Source organism: Erwinia oleae, from assembly GCF_000770305.1.
In the GTDB taxonomy this organism is placed as follows: domain Bacteria; phylum Pseudomonadota; class Gammaproteobacteria; order Enterobacterales; family Enterobacteriaceae; genus Erwinia; species Erwinia oleae.
Map to the genome: position 1 here is coordinate 1 of NZ_JNVB01000048.1, position 18,211 is coordinate 18,211.

The 18,211-nt window shown below is 53.9% G+C and carries 13 protein-coding genes; 4 read left to right on the forward strand and 9 right to left on the reverse strand.

The window, feature by feature from the left end:
- From lpxK to serC, 8 genes are all read right to left on the reverse strand, one after another.
- The coding region (gene lpxK / locus GS12_RS15225) for a tetraacyldisaccharide 4'-kinase (RefSeq protein WP_034948543.1) at positions 1-580 on the reverse strand (580 nt) is incomplete at its 3' end.
- Positions 577-2,325, reverse strand: a complete 1,749-nt coding sequence (gene msbA, locus GS12_RS15230; RefSeq protein WP_034913809.1) for a lipid A ABC transporter ATP-binding protein/permease MsbA — start codon at positions 2,323-2,325, stop codon at positions 577-579. The genes lpxK and msbA, both read right to left, overlap by 4 nt.
- Positions 2,326-2,360: 35 nt before the next feature.
- On the reverse strand, positions 2,361-4,625 hold the full coding sequence (locus tag GS12_RS15235) for a ComEC family protein (RefSeq protein WP_034948546.1): 2,265 nt from the start codon (positions 4,623-4,625) through the stop codon (positions 2,361-2,363).
- 211 nt (positions 4,626-4,836) lie between these two features.
- The gene (gene ihfB / locus GS12_RS15240; RefSeq protein ID WP_013201528.1) at positions 4,837-5,121 is read right to left on the reverse strand and encodes an integration host factor subunit beta; all 285 of its coding nucleotides are present in this window, start codon (positions 5,119-5,121) and stop codon (positions 4,837-4,839) included.
- Between the two features lie 87 nt (positions 5,122-5,208).
- On the reverse strand, positions 5,209-6,882 hold the full coding sequence (gene rpsA, locus GS12_RS15245) for a 30S ribosomal protein S1 (protein ID WP_034913802.1): 1,674 nt from the start codon (positions 6,880-6,882) through the stop codon (positions 5,209-5,211).
- Between the two features lie 130 nt (positions 6,883-7,012).
- Positions 7,013-7,696, reverse strand: a complete 684-nt coding sequence (gene cmk, locus GS12_RS15250) for a (d)CMP kinase (protein ID WP_034913800.1) — start codon at positions 7,694-7,696, stop codon at positions 7,013-7,015.
- A 209-nt stretch (positions 7,697-7,905) separates the two neighbouring features.
- Entirely contained in the window at positions 7,906-9,192 is a 1,287-nt protein-coding gene (aroA, locus tag GS12_RS15255) for a 3-phosphoshikimate 1-carboxyvinyltransferase (RefSeq protein ID WP_034948566.1), read from the reverse strand.
- Positions 9,193-9,271: 79 nt separating this feature from the next.
- Positions 9,272-10,357 (reverse strand): 3-phosphoserine/phosphohydroxythreonine transaminase, encoded by a 1,086-nt coding sequence (gene serC, locus GS12_RS15260; RefSeq protein ID WP_034913798.1) that lies wholly within the window; start codon positions 10,355-10,357, stop codon positions 9,272-9,274.
- Positions 10,358-10,552: 195 nt separating this feature from the next.
- On the opposite strand from serC, the gene ycaO reads away from it, so the two are divergent.
- From ycaO to pflA, 4 genes are all read left to right on the forward strand, one after another.
- Positions 10,553-12,310, forward strand: coding sequence for a 30S ribosomal protein S12 methylthiotransferase accessory factor YcaO (gene ycaO / locus GS12_RS15265; protein WP_034948549.1), 1,758 nt, complete (start codon positions 10,553-10,555; stop codon positions 12,308-12,310).
- Positions 12,311-12,655: 345 nt separating this feature from the next.
- The gene (focA, locus tag GS12_RS15270; RefSeq protein ID WP_034913795.1) at positions 12,656-13,513 is read left to right on the forward strand and encodes a formate transporter FocA; all 858 of its coding nucleotides are present in this window, start codon (positions 12,656-12,658) and stop codon (positions 13,511-13,513) included.
- A 72-nt stretch (positions 13,514-13,585) separates the two neighbouring features.
- Entirely contained in the window at positions 13,586-15,868 is a 2,283-nt protein-coding gene (gene pflB / locus GS12_RS15275) for a formate C-acetyltransferase (protein ID WP_034948552.1), read from the forward strand.
- 157 nt (positions 15,869-16,025) lie between these two features.
- On the forward strand, positions 16,026-16,766 hold the full coding sequence (gene pflA, locus GS12_RS15280) for a pyruvate formate lyase 1-activating protein (protein WP_034913790.1): 741 nt from the start codon (positions 16,026-16,028) through the stop codon (positions 16,764-16,766).
- Between the two features lie 45 nt (positions 16,767-16,811).
- Here the strand turns inward: pflA and GS12_RS15285 are convergent, their stop codons facing one another.
- A complete protein-coding gene (locus GS12_RS15285; protein ID WP_034948567.1) occupies positions 16,812-17,963 on the reverse strand; it encodes an MFS transporter in 1,152 nt (383 codons plus the stop codon).
- Between the last annotated feature and the right edge of the window lie 248 nt (positions 17,964-18,211).

Genomic DNA, 18,211 nt, shown 5'->3' on the forward strand with positions numbered 1-18,211 from the left:
TCACCGCATCCACGCTTTTGATCCTTGCAGCGCGTTCGCGCATCGGCCCTGCCGGAAGCCACCAGCCGTTGCCAAAGCGACGCGTGCCGTCCACCACCACAATTTCAATGTCGCGCGCCAGTGCGTAGTGCTGTAACCCGTCATCGGTAATAACGATGTCGATATCGCCCTGCTCAAGCAGCGCCTGCACCGCCTCGCGCCTGACGGGTGAAACAGCAACCGGCGCACCGGTGCGTTGATAAATCAGCACCGGTTCGTCACCCGCCTCGCGCGTGGTGGTGCGCATATTCAGCAACAGCGGATAGCGCGCCGCTTTACCGCCATAGCCACGCGAAACCACGCCGGGGCGCAGGCCGCGCTGCTGTAACGCTTCCACCAGCCAGATGGCGACCGGCGTTTTGCCGTTGCCACCAGCGGTCAGGTTGCCCACCACCACCACCGGCACCGGTGAACGCCATGCTTTGCGCCATCCCAGCACGTAACTCAGGCGGATCAGTTTGCTGACAAGGCCATACAGAAAACTGAACGGCAAGAGCAGCAGATAAAGCGGCGATTTGCCGCTCCATATGCGCTCAATCATTGACCAAACTGCATTTTATGAAGCTGCGCATAGACGCCTCGTTGCTCCAGCAGCACCTGATGGCTGCCGCGTTCAACAATATGGCCGTCCTCAACCACCACAATTTCATCCGCCTGTTCGATAGTGGAAAGCCGGTGCGCGATCACCAGCGAGGTACGGTTTTTCTGTAGCTCATCCAGCGCCGCCTGAATCGCGCGTTCAGACTCGGTATCCAGCGCGGAGGTCGCCTCATCCAGAATCAGCACCGGGCTGTCACGCAGCAGCGCGCGCGCGATGGCGATGCGCTGGCGCTGCCCGCCGGAGAGTAGCACCCCGTTCTCGCCAATAACGGTATCGAGCCCGTTATCCATTTTGTTAATAAAATCCATTGCATGCGCCATAACCGCCGCTTTTTCGATATCTTCACGGCTGTAGTGCTCGTTACGCGCGTAGGCAATATTGTTTGCTACGGTATCGTTAAATAGATGTACGTTCTGCGAAACCAGCGCTACCTGATTACGCAGCGAGCTGAGCGTATATTCGCGCAGATCGTGGCCGTCCATCAGAATCTCGCCCTGCTGCACGTCATAGAATCGCGTGAGCAGGCTGGCAATGGTTGATTTGCCCGAGCCTGAGCGCCCGACCAATGCGACCGTCTTGCCTTCAGGGATCGCAAGATTGATATTGTGTAACGCAGGCGCTTCGCGGCCTGGATAGGTAAAGGTTACATTGCGGAACTCAATATCGCCTCTTGCCCGCTCAATGGTGCGCGTTCCGGTATCTTCTTCCTGCTCGCTATCAAGAATTGAAAACAGCGTCTGGCAGGCCGCCATGCCGCGTTGAAACTGAGCGTTGACGTTGGTCAACGATTTCAGCGGGCGCATCAGTGCGATCATTGAAGAAAACACAACGGTGATCGTCCCGGCGGTCAGCGTTTCCATTACCGAAGGAAAGCTGGCGGCGTAAAGCACAAATGCCAGCGCCAGCGAGGCGATAAGCTGAATAATCGGATCGGAAATTGACGACGCGGAAACCAGCTTCATACCCTGTTGACGCATACGGTTACTGACGCGGTTAAAGCGTTCGCTTTCCACCTGCTGACCGCCGAAGATCAACACTTCTTTATGTCCTTTAAGCATCTGTTCGGCACTGGTAGTCACGTGTCCCATGGTGTTCTGCATGCTTTTACTGATGTTGCGGAAACGTTTGGATACCATGCGGATGGCAAAGGAAACAATCGGCGCCAGCAAAATAAGGATTAAAGAGAGTTGCCAGCTGTACCAGAACATCATGATAAACAGGCCAATAATCGACGCACCTTCGCGTACCACCGTCACCAGCGCGCTGGAGGACGACGACGCGACCTGTTCAGAATCGTAGGTAATACGGGAGAGCAGCGTACCGGTGGACTGCTGATCAAAAAAAGCAACCGGCATGCCCATCATATGGCTGAAGAGACGACGACGCATGGTCATCACCACGTTGCCTGACACCCAGGAGATGCAGTAGCTGGAAATATAGCTGGTCACGCCTCGGATCAGCATCAGGCCGATGACCGCCAGCGGCATCCATATCAGTACTGAGGAGTCCGCTTTGCCAAAACCGTCATCAAGAAGCGGTTTCAGCAGTGACAGCATCAACGTATCACCCGCTGCGTTAATTACCAGCGCAACCGCCGCCACGATCAGACCCGTTCTGAATGGCGCAATCATCGGCCAGAGGCGACGGAACGTCTGCCAGGTGGAGAGATCTTTATCCTGTTGCATTATTAAACCAGCTTTAGAAGAAATAGCCGCTCATTCTACCTGGAATCACGGGTTACGCCAAACCACTGATGATACCAGCGGGGCATTATTTGGTCTCTTAAGCCCTTAACCTGCCAGTTATTAGTGAAAAAAGTGATGCTGATCTGGCCTTCCAGTGCCGTGTCATGCCACAGGTAATGATTCTCTTTGTAACGCTTAATGATTCGCTCAGCGGGTAGTCGCCAGGCGCTGTAGCGGGCTGCCGAAGCAATCGCGACCCGACCAGCGACCGTACGCAGAAGAGGCGCGACAGACGAGGTTCCACTGCCGTGATGCGGCACCTGTATCACGTCAGCCGCAAGCTCTTGTCGATATTTTTTTATCATCATTCGTTCTGCGGACGACTCGATATCACCGGTCAGCAACACCCGTCGCTGGCCATCGCTGATCATAACCACGCAGGATTGATTGTTGCCTGTCTGGCGTTCGCCCGCCTCCGGCCAGACAACGCGGAACTCCAGCGACTGCCAGCGCCATACAACACCGCGATGGCAGGAAAAATGTGTACTATCAACCATGTTGCTGTGCAGCCGGGCCAGGGGAAAGGCCGTCTGAATAGTGTTCAGCCCGCCGATATGATCCTGATGGCCATGACTGAGAATAACGTGCCTGACGGTCAGTCCTTTCCAGTTCAGCCAGGGAAGGATATAGCTCCGCGCTGCATCGCCGCTGGCCCAGCGGTTGCCGGTATCGTAAAGCGTGGCCTCGCCGTTACGTGAAATAACCACGGCCAGCCCGTGTCCCACATCAAGCATATCTACCCGCCAGTTGGCCCGGTCGGGCTGGACTCGCCAGCACAGAGCAGCCAGACCAAACGCAAACAGCGTTACCGGCGAACTGCGCCACCCGCTTAGTCGCCACGCAATGACCAACACCCATGCCAGCATGCTCAGCGGCAGCGTGGCCTCCTCAACGTTTATCCACCCCGCTGGCAACGCGCTAAGGGGGATAAAAACCAGCGCCAGCGTTCTGTCTGCTCCCCACCAGAGTAGCTGACTGAGCGGCGTCACTGCATGAAATAACAGGGCACAAAGAATAAGCGGCACGGTGAGTAGAGAGATGATCGGCACCGCCCATACATTTGCCAGTAGCGCACTGAAGCTGATGCCGTGAAAAGTCAGTACCTGAATGGGCATCAGCAGCAAAAACATTCCCAGTTGCAGGTGCAGCAACCGCAGCAGCAGCCAACGCTTTTTCTTCATAAAACGGCCCGGCAAAGGAAACCAGTGAAACCAGAACAGCAAACCGGCGACGGCAACCGCAGACAGCCACAGGCTGTCTGACAAAATGCTGAGCGGATCGAAAAACAGTATCAGCCCGATGCACAACAGCCATACCTGCCAGCCGTTACAGCTTTTCCCGCTCAGGCGCAGCGCGCTCCAGACGCTCAGTGCCAGCATCGCCCGCACCGACGGTGGATTACCGCCGGACAGCCAGGTATAGATCAGCGCCACGATCAGGCTGAGCGCCAGCGGAAAGCGGTAGCCTATCCGGCGCGCAGTCATCACCGACTGAAGAAGCCGCCCGAGCAGCCAGCCCACGCCCGCCGCAAGGCTGATATGCATGCCGGAAATGGCCATCAGGTGCGCGGTGCCGGTTTCACGCAGAAGTTGGTTCATTTCTCTGCTGACCTCGCCACGCTCGCCAAACGCCAGCGCAGAGATAAATGCGTGCCAGGGCAGCATCTGATAATTGTTATGACTGCTGCTGATGATCCGATCGCGCCAGCCGCATTGACTGTCTTCAGGTGTGGCCGACAGCACTCTGCCACTGAGCGGCATACCGTTTGCTATCGCGAAACGCTGCGCGTCAAAACCGCCTTCATTGAGGTGAGCATGGACGGGTCTCAGCTTCAGACGCATCTGCCAGCGCTGGCCGGTACAGATCTCGCCTGCTGTTTCGGGCCTGTTCAGTAAGGCGTAAACCGGCGGGAAAAAGCGGATGTTATCCGCACTGAGGATGCGTACTTTCACCTTTTCCGTCACAGGATTGATCTGCCCGATTTGCACTCGTGCTTCAACGGGTTTGGCAGAGAGCGCGTTGATCTGCTGTACCGTGCCGCGCGCCGCGCTGACAGACCAGAGGAATAGCAACATCACTACAGCCAGGTCGCCAGCCCAACGCCTGTTTATCTTCAGTAAAAACAGCGCGCACAGCATCAGCGCAGGATCGAAACGTTCCGCAGGAAGTTGCGGCAGCAAATTCAACGGCAACGCGGCAATAATCATCCATGCTGCAAGGCGAACCGGAGAGACGGGCATCGGGACACTCCTTTATTCCATAGAAAAGAGTGTGCCGGATATTTATCATTCGTGCCTTTGCTTAAGATCCTGAATGCGCAGCGCGCTGGAAGATTTTTCTGCTATTGCTGAAAGACAGCGCGTCTTTTGCGAGCAGGCTCAGAGATTGACAGGAATGTTAAGGCAAAAAAAAACGACACCGAAGTGTCGTTTTATCGCGTAGCGCTATGCATCAGCCGTAAATATTCGCGCGATCGCGCAGTTCTTTACCGGGCTTGAAGTGGGGAACGTATTTACCTTCCAGTTCCACTTTGTCTCCCGTTTTCGGGTTACGTCCGGTACGTGGTGCGCGATAGTGCAAAGAGAAACTGCCGAAGCCCCGGATTTCGATGCGTTCGCCCTGGGCCAGGGTGGTTGCCATGTGCTCAAGCATCTCTTTAACCGCATCCTCAACGACTTTCGCCGGAATATGGGAATGCTGGCCGGCAAGTCTTTCAATCAGTTCTGACTTGGTCATTAAATCCTCCGGTTAATTCCTTAGGGAAAAGCTCTGACAGCAACGGCTGTTACAGGGCGGCTCAACACCGCCCTGCGGCAAGCGCAATTATTCGCCTTTAGCAGCTTTGAAGGCTTCAGCCATCGCGCTGGAGAAGTTACCGTCTTCCTGTTTGGTGTTAACAGTGTTGATGGCTTCTTTCTCGTCAGCCTGGTCTTTAGCACGAACAGACAGACTCACTACGCGGTTTTTACGGTCAACGCCCGTAAATTTGGCTTCAACGTCGTCACCGACGTTCAGAACCAGCGTTGCATCTTCAACGCGATCCAGTGAAGCTTCAGAAGCGCGCAGGTAACCCTCAACGCCGTCTGCCAGTTCAACTGTAGCACCTTTTGCGTCCACAGCAGTCACTTTACCGTTAACAATGGCACCTTTCTTGTTCAGAGAGATGTAGTTGTTGAACGGATCTTCTGCCAGCTGCTTAACGCCCAGGGAGATGCGCTCGCGCTCTGCGTCAACTTGCAGAACCACGGCTGCGATTTCGTCGCCTTTCTTGTATTCACGAACGGCTTCTTCTCCGGTAGCGTTCCAGGAGATGTCAGACAGGTGAACCAGGCCGTCGATGCCGCCGTCCAGGCCGATGAAGATACCGAAGTCAGTGATTGACTTGATTTTACCTTCAACGCGGTCGCCCTTGTTGTGGGTTTCTGCAAACTGCTGCCAAGGATTAGATTTGCACTGTTTCAGACCCAGGGAGATACGACGACGTTCTTCGTCGATATCCAGAACCATAACTTCAACCACATCGCCCACGTTAACAACTTTAGATGGGTGAATGTTTTTGTTGGTCCAGTCCATTTCTGAAACGTGTACCAGACCTTCAACGCCTTCTTCGATTTCCACGAAGCAGCCGTAATCAGTCAGGTTAGTCACGCGACCGGTCAGGCGAGTGCCTTCAGGGTAACGCTTAGCGATAGCAACCCATGGATCTTCGCCAAGCTGTTTCAGACCCAGTGACACACGGGTACGCTCGCGGTCGAACTTCAGGACTTTAACCGTAATTTCATCGCCAACATTCACGATTTCGCTTGGATGCTTAACGCGTTTCCAGGCCATATCGGTAATGTGCAGCAGGCCGTCAACGCCGCCCAGATCAACGAATGCACCGTAGTCAGTAAGGTTCTTAACGATACCTTTAACTTCCATGCCTTCCTGGAGGTTTTCCAGCAGCTGATCGCGCTCTGCGCTGTTTTCGGATTCGATAACCGCACGACGTGATACCACCACGTTGTTGCGTTTCTGATCCAGCTTGATCACTTTGAATTCAAGCTCTTTGCCTTCGAGGTGCAGCGTGTCGCGCACTGGACGCACGTCTACCAGAGAACCTGGCAGGAACGCACGAATGCCGTTCAGCTCAACCGTGAAGCCACCTTTGACTTTGCCGTTGATAACACCGGTAACGGTTTCAGCGTCTTCGTATGCTTTTTCCAGCGTGATCCAGGCTTCGTGACGCTTAGCTTTTTCACGGGACAGCAGGGTTTCACCGAAGCCGTCTTCAACAGCGTCCAGCGCAACGTCAACTTCATCGCCAACCTGGATTTCCAGTTCGCCGGCTGCGTTCTTGAACTGCTCTGCCGGAATAGCAGATTCAGATTTCAGGCCCGCATCAACCAGAACAACGTCTTTGTCGATAGAGACAACAACGCCACGAACGATGGAACCCGGACGGGTTTCGATGGTTTTCAGTGATTCTTCAAATAGTTGAGCAAAAGATTCAGTCATATTGATAATCTTATGGATTCTTCAATTTAACGTCCACCTGACATCCTGCCGGGTGGGGTTGTTTCACATGCCCCATGACATCCTTATCACAGGGTTAAAAAAATTCCGGGCGACTAAGGCCCGGTTGCTGCTATGCCAGAGAAAGCTTTTCTCGTGCGAAATTAAGCGATTTTTCAATAACTTGCTCAATCGTCATGCTGGTTGAATCCAGCACCAACGCATCCTCTGCTGGCCTGAGCGGCGCAACGGTACGATTACGATCGCGGTCGTCGCGCTCTTTTATCTCGGATAAAAGGCGCTCAAAGTTAACACTAAAGCCCTTCTCCTGCAACTGTAGCATACGGCGGTGCGCGCGTTCTTCCGCGCTGGCATCCAGGAAGATCTTTACCGGCGCTTCGGGGAAAACAACCGTACCCATATCGCGTCCGTCAGCAATCAGGCCGGGGGCATCGCGAAACGCCCGTTGCCGACGAAGCAACGCCTCGCGAACGCGAGGAAACGCCGCCACTTTCGACGCCGTATTACTGACCTCCTGCGTGCGGATTTCAGCGGTAACGTCTTCCCCTTCCAGTATCACTTTCAGTTCGCCCTCTGAAGAGATGAAGCGTACATCAAGATGCGCCGCAATCGGCACCATAGCCTCTTCCGAGGTGATATCAACCTGATGGTGCAAGGCTGCCAGGGCAAGAACGCGGTAGATTGCGCCCGAATCCAGCAGATGCCAGTTCAACGCCTCCGCCATTGCTTTACAAAGCGTGCCTTTACCTGCGCCGCTTGGGCCATCAATCGTTATCACCGGGGCCATAGCCGTCATGTCGTTCTCCTGTCGCTGTGATGTCTGATATTACCTGCTCAGACAAAGATCGCGGCGCATTATACGCCTCATGGCCCCGGACCGTTACTGTTAAAGCGCGGATGCTGACAGAGCTTCAGGCGACAAACGATCGAAAAAACAGAATATTTGTTGCCGTATGCGTCGGTTAGCCGCTATCCATGGCGGTTAGCGGTAGCGGATTTACAGAATTATCCTGGCTGACTAATTTCTGCCAGCCGCGCAAAGTAGTCAGGGAAGGTTTTGGCCGTGCAGCCGGGATCAAGTATAGTGACCGGCGCGTCGGAAAGCGCAACCAGTGAAAAACACATCGCCATACGGTGATCGTTCCAGGTGCCGATATCGGCATGTCGGATTTTTGCTGGTGGCGTAACTTTAATGAAGTCGTGCCCCTCTTCCACCTCAGCGCCTACTTTACGCAGTTCAATAGCCATGGCGGCAAGGCGATCGGTCTCTTTCACGCGCCAGTTATAAATGTTGCGCAGCACGGTTGTGCCTTTGGCAAACAGTGCCGTGGTCGCAATAGTCATTGCCGCATCGGGAATATGATTCATATCCATATCAATGGCGTTCAGCTCGCCACGCGTACAGGCAATGTAGTCGTCGCCCCAGATGACGGTCGCGCCCATTTTTTCCAGCACATCGGCAAAGCGAATATCGCCCTGCACGCTGTCGCGCCCAATGCCGGTGACCTTCACCGTTCCGCCTTTGATTGCTGCGGCAGCAAGAAAGTAAGACGCCGATGAGGCATCGCCTTCAACCAGATAGTCGCCAGGCGAAGCGTATTGTTGATTGCCCGCGATGCGAAAGAGAGTGTAGTTATCATTTTCAACGCTCACGCCAAAGGTTTCCATCAGCTTAAGCGTGATATCAATGTAGGGCTTTGAAACCAGATCGCCTTTAATCGCAATGCGCGTGTCGTTTTTCGCCAGCGGCGCGGTCATCAACAGCGCGGTTAAGAACTGGCTCGATACGCTGCCGTCCACGCTCAGTTCACCGCCCGAAAAACCACCCTTAAGACGCAGCGGCGGATAGTTTTCCTGCTCCAGACAGGTGATGTCCGCTCCGCCCTGACGCAGCGCATCAACCAGATGACCGATAGGACGCTCCTTCATGCGCGGCTCGCCGGTCAGCACAATATCATTGCTGCCCAGACAGAGCGCCGCCGCCAGTGGGCGCATCGCCGTACCGGCATTGCCCAGAAAGAGCTCAGTCGCACCCTGCGCCTGTAACGGGCCGCCCTGGCCGGTTACTTCGCATACCGTTCTGTTTTCAGAGAGCGTGTAGTCAACGCCCAGCGTCTTAAGCGCATTGAGCATATGGCGAATATCATCGCTATCCAGCAGGTTAGTCAGGCGGGTTTTGCCGGTGGCCAGCGCCGCCAGCAGCAGTGCGCGATTCGACACGCTTTTGGAACCGGGTAAATTTATGGTGCCGTCTACCCGCGCGACAGGGTGTAAAGTCAGGGAGTCCTGCATGTGAAACGTTTTCTCCAAAGTAAATACAGAGAAACCCCGCAGCGGCAGGGTTTCATCGGGTTCGATCGTAAAGCCCTTGTCAGCCGTTGCGGCGCGCAAAGTCAGTCATGAAATCGGTCAGCGCCTGTACGCCTTCCAATGGCATCGCATTATAAATGGACGCTCGCATGCCGCCGACCACGCGATGCCCTTTCAATGCGTGCAGGCCCGCTTTCGCCGACTCCTCAAGGAATGTGTTATCAAGCGACGCATCTGCCAACAGGAACGGCACGTTCATGCGCGAACGACTGCCTTTCGCCACATCATTACGATAAAAATCGCTGTTATCGATGGTGCTGTACAGCAGATCGGCCTTGGCCTGATTACGCTTATCCAGCTCCGCTACACCGCCCTGCTCTTTCAGCCATTTAAACACCAGACCGGAGAGATACCAGGCAAAGGTAGGAGGCGTGTTAAACATCGAGTCGTTGTCGCTCAGCACCTGATAATCAAGAATGGAAGGCAACGCTTTATGGGCTTTACCGAGCAGATCCTCACGTACGACAACCAGCGTCAGACCGGCCGGGCCAATATTTTTCTGCGCGCCAGCGTAAATCACGCCATAGCGGCTGATATCAATGGGGCGTGAAAGAATCGTTGAAGAGAGATCGGCCACTACGACTTTATCGCCGAAATCCGGCTCTTCATCAATGGCGATGCCGTCAATGGTTTCATTTGGACAATAGTGGACGTAGGCCGCGTCGTCAGAGAGCGCCCAGTCGCGCATTGGCGTGATGCCGCGCAGCCCGTCGACGGTTGTTTTAACATCAATAACGTTTGGCGTGCAGTATTTCAGCGCTTCATTGATCGCGCTGTGCGCCCAATAGCCGCCGTCAACGTAGTCAGCACGGGTACGATCGCCGAGCAGGTTCATCGGCACCGCCGCAAACTGCGCGCGCGCGCCGCCGTGGCAAAAGAGGACTTTATAGTTCGGGGGGATTTTCAGCAGATCGCGAAAATCCTTTTCGGCATCGTTGGCTACCTGAAGAAACTCTTTACTGCGATGGCTGATTTCCATCACCGAGGTGCCTGAACCCTGCCAGTTACGCAGTTCCTGTTCTGCACGGCGCAACACTTCTGCCGGCAGCATTGCCGGGCCGGAGCTAAAATTGAAAACCTGACTCATTTCCCCTCACCACTTTCAGATCAATCGATACTTTTCTGCATTTGTTTGTATCACTGCCAACCCGGGGCTGCAATGTTTTATCCGGTCAGCCGACCAGTTTGCCCGTGCGGTAAATTCCTTTTCCGCGCATGGCGGTGACGCGAAAAAGTCCGTATCATTGCGCGTTTTCGACTCTCTTCATCACAAGTGGGCTCTATGACGCAAACGTATATACCCGGCAAAGACGCCGCGCTGGAAGATTCTATCGCGCGCTTTCAGCAAAAATTGCAGGATCTCGGTTTCAATATTGAAGAGGCGTCCTGGCTGAATCCGGTGCCTAACGTCTGGTCGGTTCATATTCGCGACCGCGACTGCCCGCTGTGCTTCACCAACGGTAAAGGCGCCAGCAAGAAAGCCGCGCTGGCCTCTGCGCTGGGCGAATATTTTGAACGGCTGTCGACCAACTACTTTTTTGCCGACTTCTGGCTGGGCAACACGGTTGCCAACGGCGATTTCGTGCATTATCCCAATGAGAGATGGTTCCCGCTGCCGGACGATGAAAGTCTGCCGGACGGCATTCTCGATGATCACCTGCGCGCATTTTACGATCCTGAAAATGAACTGAACGCCAGCGAGCTGATCGATCTACAGTCCGGCAATGCCGCGCGCGGCATCTGCGCGCTGCCCTTCACCCGCCAGTCCGATAATCAGACGGTTTACATCCCGATGAATATTATTGGCAACCTCTATGTGTCAAACGGCATGTCTGCGGGCAACACGCCAGCCGAAGCGCGCGTGCAGGCACTTTCAGAGGTGTTTGAACGCTATATTAAAAATCGCATTATTGCTGAATCCATCAGCCTGCCCGTGATTCCGCAAGCCGTGCTGGATCGCTACCCGGGCGTGGTGGAAGCGATTGCGACGCTGGAAGCTGAAGGGTTCCCTATTTTCGCTTACGACGCCTCGCTGGGCGGCAAGTATCCGGTGATCTGCGTGGTGCTGTTTAATCCGCAAAACGGCACCTGCTTTGCTTCATTTGGCGCGCACCCGGATTTTGGCGTGGCGCTGGAGCGGACGGTAACAGAACTGCTTCAGGGCCGCGGGCTGAAAGACCTCGATGTCTTTACGCCGCCCACCTTCGACGATGAGGAAGTGGCGGAACATGCCAATCTTGAAACGCACTTTATCGACTCCAGCGGCCTGATCTCCTGGGATCTGTTCAAAGACGATGCGGACTACCCGTTTGTTGACTGGCGTTTTAACGGCACTACAGCAGAAGAGTTCGCTACGCTGATGGCCATTTTCAACGCCGAAGGTAAAGAGGTTTACATTGCGGATTATCAGCATCTGGATGTGTACGCCTGCCGCATCATCGTGCCCGGCATGTCCGATATCTATCCGGCTGAAGATCTCTTGTTGGCCAATAACAATATGGGTGCAGGCCTGCGTGACGTCGTTCTTTCTTTGCCCGCCAGCAACTGGAGCAAAGAGGCCTTTCTGGCGCTAATCGACCGGCTTGATGACGAAGGCCATGACGACTTTACGCGCGTGCGTGAACTGCTCGGCCTGGCAACCGGCAAAGACAACGGCTGGTATACGCTACGCGTTGGCGAGCTGAAAGCGATGCTGGCGTTGGCGGGCGGCGATCTGGATCAGGCGCTGATCTGGACGGAGTGGACCATGGAGTTCAACAGTTCCCTCTTCACACCAGCACGCGCAAACTACTATCGCTGCCTGCAAACGCTGCTGCTGCTGAGCCAGGAAGAAGATCGCGATCCGCTTCAGTATCATACGGCTTTCGTGCGCATGTATGGTCAGGACGCGGTAGACGCTGCTTCGGCGGCGCTGAGCGGCGAAGCTCCCTTCTATGGTCTTCAGGCGGTGGATGCGCAGTTAGCGGCCTTCCCTGCGCATCAGTCCTTACTGGCGGCCTACGAGAAACTCCAGCAGGCAAAACGTCAAAACTGGAAATAGCGTTTTTACGCAGGGCGCCGATCAAAACAGGCAACAAATATTGCCTGTTTTGATCAGACGTTATTTTAACGTTTATTTATGAGTGAACCGAGCGCCAATAATTACAAATATTAAACATTACGTGTTATTTTTTCACTTTTCCCGCACGTCGTAAAATTTAACCTCAACTATTTATTTAAATTTTCAAATATATTTATAGTAATATTTTCAAAGACTTAATAATAAAAAACCGTGTTCTCTGTCAATAAACCCACCAGCCTCCTGATACAATATGATCCATATCAAATTCTTCTCTATACTCCTTTGTTAGTATCTGACTGTTGACTCATTCAGGGAGACGTTAGTGTGAAAGCTGGCAACCCGTTTAATCTGCTCTTACCGTCCGAAATGGCTAAAGTGGCCGAAGAAGCCGGTGTCTATAAAGCAACAAAACACCCCTTCACCACTTTTTTTCTGGCCATTACTGCTGGCGTTTTTATTTCAATTGCGTTTGTCTTTTACATTACCGCCACCACCGGTACCGCAGCGATGCCGTGGGGTATCACGAAACTCATTGGCGGCATCTGCTTCTCACTGGGCCTGATGCTGGTTGTGGTCTGCGGCGCCGATCTTTTTACTTCCACCGTACTGACCATGGTCGCTAAAGCCAGCGGCCATATCTCCTGGGGCCAGCTGATGCGCAACTGGATTAACGTCTACGTGGGGAATTTTTTCGGTGCGATGTTCTTCGTCGCCCTGATCTGGTTTGCGGGTCAACACATGGTCGATAACGGCGCCTGGGGTCTGAACGTATTACAGACCGCCGACCATAAAATGCACCATACTTTCATTGAGGCCGTCTGCCTTGGCACCCTGGCGAACCTGATGGTGTGCATGGCGGTATGGATGAGCTACTCCGGCCGCAGCCTGACCGACAAAATGTTGGCGATGGTGCTGCCGGTTGCCATGTTCGTCGCCAGCGGTTTTGAACACAGCATCGCCAACATGTTTATGATCCCAATGGCGATTATCATCAAAGATTTTGCTTCACCGGAGTTCTGGCAGGCAGCAGGCGTCACCGCCGCGCAGTTCTCACATCTCACGGTGAAAAACTTTATTATCGACAATCTGATCCCGGTGACCATCGGCAATATTATCGGCGGCGGCCTGCTGGTTGGATTAACGTACTGGGTTATCTATTTACGCGACGGCGATCATCACTGATCTCCAAATTTATGTCCGGCGCCCGCTGACTCTGGCGGGATAAAGAATTCCATTAAAGAAGGTAGGTATCAAATGAGCGAGCACAACGAAAAACAGGCAGTTGCCTGGACGGGCTTTGCAGAAGGCGAATGGCAGAAAAGCGTCAACGTGCGCGACTTCATTCAGAAAAACTACACGCCGTATGAAGGTGACGAATCTTTCCTGAGCGGCGCAACTGAAGCCACCAACGCCCTGTGGGACAAGGTGATGGAAGGCATCAAGCTGGAAAACCGTACCCATGCGCCGGTAGATTTTGATACCGACCTGGCTTCAACCATCACCTCTCACGATGCGGGCTACATCAATAAAAAACTGGAAACCATCGTTGGTTTGCAGACTGACGCGCCACTGAAACGTGCGCTGATCCCCTTCGGCGGCATCAAAATGGTTGAAGGGTCCTGTAAAGTTTACGGTCGCGAACTGGATCCGGCCCTGAAACAGGTTTTCACCGACTACCGTAAAACCCACAACCAGGGCGTGTTTGACGTTTATACCCCGGATATCCTGCGCTGCCGTAAATCCGGCGTGCTGACCGGTCTGCCTGACGCCTATGGCCGTGGCCGCATCATCGGTGACTACCGTCGCGTTGCGCTGTACGGTATCGATTATCTGATGAAAGACAAATTCGCCCAGTTCACTTCTCTGCAAAGTGATATGGAAAACGGCGTGAATCTGGAAGCCACTATTCGCCTGCGCGAAGAGATTGCTGACCAGCATCATGCACTTTCACAGATTAAAGAGATGGCTGCCAAATACGGCTGCGATATCTCCGGCCCGGCAACCACAGCTCAGGAAGCCGTTCAGTGGACCTACTTCGGCTATCTGGCCGCGGTTAAGTCACAAAACGGCGCGGCAATGTCCTTTGGTCGCGTTTCAACCTTCCTTGACGTTTACATCGAACGTGACCTGAAAGCCGGTAAAATTACCGAGCAGGAAGCACAGGAACTGATCGACCACCTGGTGATGAAACTGCGTATGGTGCGCTTCCTGCGTACGCCTGAGTATGATGAACTCTTCTCCGGCGATCCTATCTGGGCAACGGAATCACTGGCAGGTATGGGCGTTGACGGCCGTACGCTGGTCACTAAAAACAGCTTCCGCTTCCTGAATACGCTGTACACCATGGGTCCATCCCCTGAGCCAAACATGACCATTCTGTGGTCAGAGAAGCTGCCGCTTAACTTCAAAAAATACGCGGCCAAGGTTTCAATCGATACCTCATCCGTACAGTATGAAAACGATGACCTGATGCGTCCTGACTTCAACAACGATGACTACGCCATCGCCTGCTGCGTCAGCCCGATGATCGTCGGTAAGCAAATGCAGTTCTTCGGCGCGCGCGCCAACCTCGCGAAAACCATGCTTTACGCGATTAACGGCGGCGTTGATGAAAAACTGAAAATGCAGGTTGGTCCGAAAGAAGCGCCAATGATGGACGACGTGCTGGATTACGAAAAAGTAATGGCACGCATGGATCACTTCATGGACTGGCTGGCTAAGCAGTACGTGACCGCGCTGAACGTAATCCACTACATGCACGACAAGTACAGCTACGAAGCCTCGCTGATGGCGCTGCACGATCGCGACGTTTATCGCACCATGGCCTGCGGCATCGCCGGTCTGTCCGTAGCGGCTGACTCACTGTCTGCCATCAAATATGCAAAAGTATCGACCATTCGCGATGAAGACGGCCTGGCCGTTGACTTCAAAATCGAAGGTGAATACCCGCAGTTTGGTAACAATGACTCTCGCGTTGATGACATCGCCTGCGATCTGGTTGAACGCTTTATGAAGAAAATTCAGAAGCTGCAAACCTACCGCAACGCGGTACCGACTCAGTCCGTGCTGACCATTACCTCTAACGTGGTTTATGGTAAGAAAACCGGTAATACGCCAGACGGTCGTCGCGCAGGTGCACCGTTCGGTCCTGGCGCTAACCCAATGCACGGTCGCGATCAGAAAGGCGCCGTTGCGTCTCTGACCTCGGTTGCAAAACTGCCGTTTGCCTACGCGAAAGATGGTATTTCTTATACCTTCTCCATCGTGCCAAACGCGCTGGGTAAAGACGACGACGTACGTAAAACCAACCTTGCCGGCCTGATGGATGGCTACTTCCATCATGAGTCCAGTATCGAAGGCGGTCAGCATCTGAACGTTAACGTAATGAACCGTGAAATGCTGCTGGATGCGATGGAAGATCCTGAGAAGTATCCTCAGTTAACCATTCGCGTTTCCGGTTATGCAGTGCGCTTTAACTCGCTGACGAAAGAGCAGCAGCAGGACGTGATCACCCGTACCTTTACTCAGACAATGTAAACCCTTCTGAGAAAAAAAGGCTCCACGTTTGTGGAGCCTTTTCTATAGTGTGGTTTGCCAGCCGTCTGACTTTCAGGTTGCGGGCAAAACAGACTAACGCAGCTCAAAGACTGCGTGCCTGCCGAATGGCAGGCTCTACCGTGGAGAATTCATCGCAATGTCAGTTACAGGTCGTATTCACTCGTTTGAATCCTGCGGGACCGTTGACGGCCCCGGCATCCGCTTTATCACCTTTTTTCAGGGCTGCCTGATGCGCTGCCTCTACTGCCACAACCGTGATACCTGGGACACGCACGGCGGCAAAGAGATTACCGTTGAAGAGCTGATGAAGGACGTGGTTTCCTATCGCCACTTTATGAACGCCTCTGGCGGCGGCGTCACTGCGTCAGGCGGCGAAGCAATATTGCAGGCTGAATTTGTGCGTGACTGGTTTCGTGCCTGTCACGCGGAAGGCATCAATACCTGTCTGGATACCAATGGTTTTGTGCGTCGCTACGATCCGGTAATCGATGAACTGCTGGAAGTGACCGATTTGGTGATGCTGGATCTCAAGCAGATCAATGATGATATTCATCAGATTCTGGTGGGCGTATCCAATCATCGCACCCTGGATTTCGCCCGTTACCTGGCGAAGAAAAAAATCCGTACCTGGATCCGCTTCGTGGTGGTGCCGGGTTATTCCGATGATGATGATTCGGCGCATCGCCTGGGCGAGTTTACCCGTGATATGGGCAACGTGGAAAAAATTGAGCTGCTGCCCTATCACGAACTGGGCAAGCACAAGTGGATCGCAATGGGTGAAGACTACAAGCTGGACGGTATCCATCCACCAAAGGCCGAGACGATGGACAGAATAAAAGGCATCCTTGAAGGCTATGGCCACAAAGTGATGTACTGAAATGCAAAAAGGCGCCATCCGGCGCCTTTTTTACCTCTGCCGTTATCAGGCGTGAGCCATTGGCGTCGCGTGTTTACCGGCATTACGCATCAGCATCACCAGATAGATCAAGGCAACCGCAGCAATCATCACAAAAAGTACCCGATCGGAATAGTTTTGCATCAGCATGGAGGTCATTGCAGGCCCGACCAGGCTGCCGACGGTATAGCTGAGCAGCAGCGCCTGATTCATCGCCACCAGTTCATGATGCGCCACCGTTTCGCAGGCCCATGACATCGCCAGCGGATAGAGCGTAAACCCTGCGCAACCCAGCACGAACAGCGCGGGCGCCATCGCGGCGTTGCTCAGCATGGCGATCGCGCCAATAATCACCACAAACACCTGTACGCGCAGCACCAGCAGGCGGCCGTAGCGGTCTGCAAGACGTCCTACCGGCCACTGCCCGACAATGCCAGCACTGACCAGCAGCGCCATCCAGTAACCTACCGTGGCGTCACTCATGCCCTGATGCGAAAGGTAGAGCGGCATCAGCCCGTACAGTGACCCGAGCAGAATGCCGGATATGATGCAGCCATTGATACCAAGGCGCGCGTTGCGGCGGCGCAGCATCGGCCACATACGGCCCGGCGCGGCATTTTCCTCATCGCCCTGTGCGGTGATGCGGGTAAAGATCAGCGGAAGGATCGCGGCAATAACCACAGCGGTAACCCAGGGAAGCACATGCAGAAGTTCCGTTGAGACGCGGCTGACCAGCAACTGTCCGGCGACCGTACCAAGGTAATAAACGATCATGTAGGCTGCCAGCAGTTGCCCGCGATTGCGTACCGTACCGCTGCACAGTAATGCGCTTTCCACCACCACCCAAATCAGCGCACAGGCCGTTCCGGCAGCAAAACGCCATAGCGTCCATGCCCAAAAGCCCTCTTCCAGCCCCAGCGCTGCCGTGGCGAGTGCAAAAACGAAGGAAGCGAGATAATAGCTGCGATTAAAGCCAAGCCGTTTTATGGTCCAGCCAGCCAGCAGCGTGCCAGACAGGTTCCCTGAATAATATGACGAACTGACCGCGCCGACCTGCCAGGTCGGAAGCGCATCATGTATCAGCCAGAGCGGCACCAGCGTGTTAAGCACGGCAATAGAAATTGTCATTAATAACATGCCGCAGAGCAGCAGAATGACAGGACGGGACCAGGCGGACATAATCAGTAAATAACCAAAATGGAAAGATTTTGCGCGCATAATGCCACCGGTAACCGTAAAGTCAACGGGCGAAAAACAGACGCAGCACAATTTGCTGGCGATCGATTTAATTTTTTTATCTACAAAGGGTTACAGAGCAAAGCGAAGCGGCATTGTGCGGGTTTATGTTAATGATAAATGAAGCTTTTAGGCGTTTCGCCTCGCTTCCTTTCGATAACATTTATTTTTCTTAGATTATGCAAACCGCC

Excerpts from the sequence above, each read along its gene's own strand:
- msbA (WP_034913809.1), bottom strand. The coding sequence starts at position 2,325 with ATGCAACAGGATAAAGATCTCTCCACCTGGCAGACGTTCCGTCGCCTC.
- GS12_RS15235 (WP_034948546.1), bottom strand. The coding sequence starts at position 4,625 with ATGCCCGTCTCTCCGGTTCGCCTTGCAGCATGGATGATTATTGCCGCG.
- ihfB (WP_013201528.1), bottom strand. The coding sequence starts at position 5,121 with ATGACCAAGTCAGAACTGATTGAAAGACTTGCCGGCCAGCATTCCCAT.
- rpsA (WP_034913802.1), bottom strand. The coding sequence starts at position 6,882 with ATGACTGAATCTTTTGCTCAACTATTTGAAGAATCACTGAAAACCATC.
- cmk (WP_034913800.1), bottom strand. The coding sequence starts at position 7,696 with ATGACGGCTATGGCCCCGGTGATAACGATTGATGGCCCAAGCGGCGCA.
- aroA (WP_034948566.1), bottom strand. The coding sequence starts at position 9,192 with ATGCAGGACTCCCTGACTTTACACCCTGTCGCGCGGGTAGACGGCACC.
- serC (WP_034913798.1), bottom strand. The coding sequence starts at position 10,357 with ATGAGTCAGGTTTTCAATTTTAGCTCCGGCCCGGCAATGCTGCCGGCA.
- ycaO (WP_034948549.1), top strand. The coding sequence starts at position 10,553 with ATGACGCAAACGTATATACCCGGCAAAGACGCCGCGCTGGAAGATTCT.
- pflB (WP_034948552.1), top strand. The coding sequence starts at position 13,586 with ATGAGCGAGCACAACGAAAAACAGGCAGTTGCCTGGACGGGCTTTGCA.
- pflA (WP_034913790.1), top strand. The coding sequence starts at position 16,026 with ATGTCAGTTACAGGTCGTATTCACTCGTTTGAATCCTGCGGGACCGTT.
- GS12_RS15285 (WP_034948567.1), bottom strand. The coding sequence starts at position 17,963 with ATGTCCGCCTGGTCCCGTCCTGTCATTCTGCTGCTCTGCGGCATGTTA.